This is a genomic window from Psychrobacter sp. T6-1 (assembly GCF_052258445.1).
Genome location: NZ_JBQQFC010000334.1, coordinates 1 through 2,435 on the forward strand (window position 1 = coordinate 1; position 2,435 = coordinate 2,435).

Sequence of the window (2,435 nt, forward strand, 5' to 3'; positions counted from 1 at the left end):
GGCTCTAAGTTGACGTTATTATTAATATGGCTATTTGAGTTGGGCTCTTTATCTGCCGTTTCGCTATGCTGCTTGTGAGCTGACACATCACGTTTGACCTCAGCTAAAATATCGCGAATGCTTTGAGAGTCAGGATCTTTATATAGCTCAGCATCAGTAGGTTCAGCGGTAAAGCTAGCCGCGGGATGAAAGCGTTTTTTACGCTTTTTTCGAGGTTTGGTGTCATTGTTCTTTTTTGCAAGCGTACGCTTCGATTGTGATGGTTCAGCGTTGCTATCAGAAACCTGATTCTGGGCAGAAAGCTTATTTTGAGAGGAGGGTTTGTTTTTTTGAATGCGCTCTTTAGATGCTTTTTTTGGTTTAGGCGTAGCACTAGAGGCCGAGTCAGTGTCTGACTCAGCCAATATTTCAGCTAATGTTTTAATATGCATAATACAATAGTTATAACTACAGTTTATTGAACGGCGTCAGTTTCTGGCGCGTCTAGCATCGTATCATCATCTTCTTCAACGATAGCATCGCTGACCGACCCTAATTTCTCAGCGCGAATCTTACCTTCGATCTCTTCAGCAACTGCTGGGTTTTCTTTGAGATAAAGGACAGAATTGGCTTTACCTTGACCGATCTTTTCATCGCCATAGCTGTACCAAGAGCCTGCTTTGCCGACTGCACCGATCTCAACACCTAGATCGATGACTTCTGCTAGATGATTGGTACCCGCGCCGTAAGTGATCTCAAACTCAGCTTGACGAAACGGCGGTGCCATTTTGTTTTTGATGACCTTGACGCGGGTTTGGTTACCGATGATCTCATCACCATTTTTGACCGCACCAATACGGCGAATATCCATACGTACAGAGGCGTAGAATTTCAATGCATTACCACCAGTCGTCGTCTCTGGGCTACCAAACATGACACCGATTTTCATACGAATCTGGTTGATAAAGACAACCATACAGTTAGATCGTTTGGCGTTACCAGTAATTTTACGTAATGCTTGGCTCATCAAACGCGCTTGCAAGCCCATATGTGAGTCGCCCATCTCGCCTTCGATCTCAGCACGCGGCGTTAAGGCTGCAACCGAGTCAATTACGATCATATCGACTGCACCTGAACGCACGAGCATATCGGTAATCTCAAGCGCTTGCTCGCCATTGTCAGGCTGCGACACGAGTAAGTCATCGGTATTAACGCCCAGCTTGCGCGCATAAACAGGATCCAAAGCATGCTCAGCATCAATAAAGGCACAAACGCCGCCTTGCTTTTGACACTGAGCAATCGCTTGTAAAGTCATCGTCGTCTTACCCGAGCTCTCAGGGCCGTAAATCTCAACGATACGGCCTTTGGGTAGACCGCCTATGCCAAGCGCAATATCAAGGCCCAAAGAGCCCGTTGACACAACGTCTACATCAAGTACCGCAGAGTCGTCGCCCAAGTGCATAATCGTGTTTTTACCAAATTGCTTTTCGATTTGACCTAGAGCCGCTTTTAGGGCTTTGGCTTTGTTGTCATCCATAATGGATTCCTTTTTATCAATAAAATATTTGAAAACAAAGAGGCAGTCAGGGTAAAACATGACTGCTGAATATCTCGATCAGCTAAGGATAACCAATCATTCGTATTTAGATAGAGGATAACGCTTAGTTATCAGTCTACTATACAGTAAAATAAGATAAAGTTAACGGACGTATCAAGCTAAAAACTAGGATAGTAAACTGCTAATTTTCAACGTCCTATAGAGTTATTTGATGAGGTAATTATAGCAAATTCCAAGCTCATTAGCGCGCTTTGGAGTAGAGCAGACGACAATGATTGTCGCCTACATCAACGACTAAAGCAGACATAAGTGAGTACTATTTGAATGATAGTTTTGAGATATAAATAAGAGGACTTTGTCAATATTTTTGCAAGTTGTCCACAGCGAATAAAGTGCTGTTTTTGAGCAGTTGTGAAACATTGACAAGATAAAAAAATATTTTAAAAATATCGAAAATAAATTTATTGCTTTACTATTTTGTTGTAAGTAATTGATTCAAATAGAGAAATAAATTGTATAAAAAGTGACCACTTTTACCTTACCCTTTAAGCTACCAAGGCAATTGCTTGTCAAGTCCCTAGTTATCCACAGGGTTATCCACAGCAACTGTGGAGAACTCTTACACCCCTTATACTGTCTATGATTGCGTCTACTATTAAGACAGTGGGGCCAACTAGGAGTCATGGTTTCATGAGACTGACATTCAAAATAATGATGAGTAATAGTGATGTTTCACGTCTTAAATAATTTTATAACTGCAAGGTAGATTTATGATATTTCATTTACTAGTAGAGATACTTCAAAAGTAAACAAGTACCAACAAAAAAAGCGGCAGCTCCAATGGTTAGAGCTACCGCTTTTTTATAGAATAAGCGTTAGTCTTTGACGTAGATTAGAT

Annotated in this window: 1 protein-coding gene and 1 pseudogene; both read right to left on the reverse strand. The window is 41.4% G+C overall.

Going from position 1 to position 2,435, the window contains the following annotated elements; translation table 11 throughout:
• Window positions 1–431 (reverse strand): annotated as a pseudogene (locus tag ACTXGO_RS12420) (hypothetical protein); the annotation flags it as partial.
• Window positions 432–454: 23 nt separating this feature from the next.
• Window positions 455–1,516, reverse strand: a complete 1,062-nt coding sequence (recA, locus tag ACTXGO_RS12425; RefSeq protein ID WP_443542921.1) for a recombinase RecA — start codon at window positions 1,514–1,516, stop codon at window positions 455–457.
• Between the last annotated feature and the right edge of the window lie 919 nt (window positions 1,517–2,435).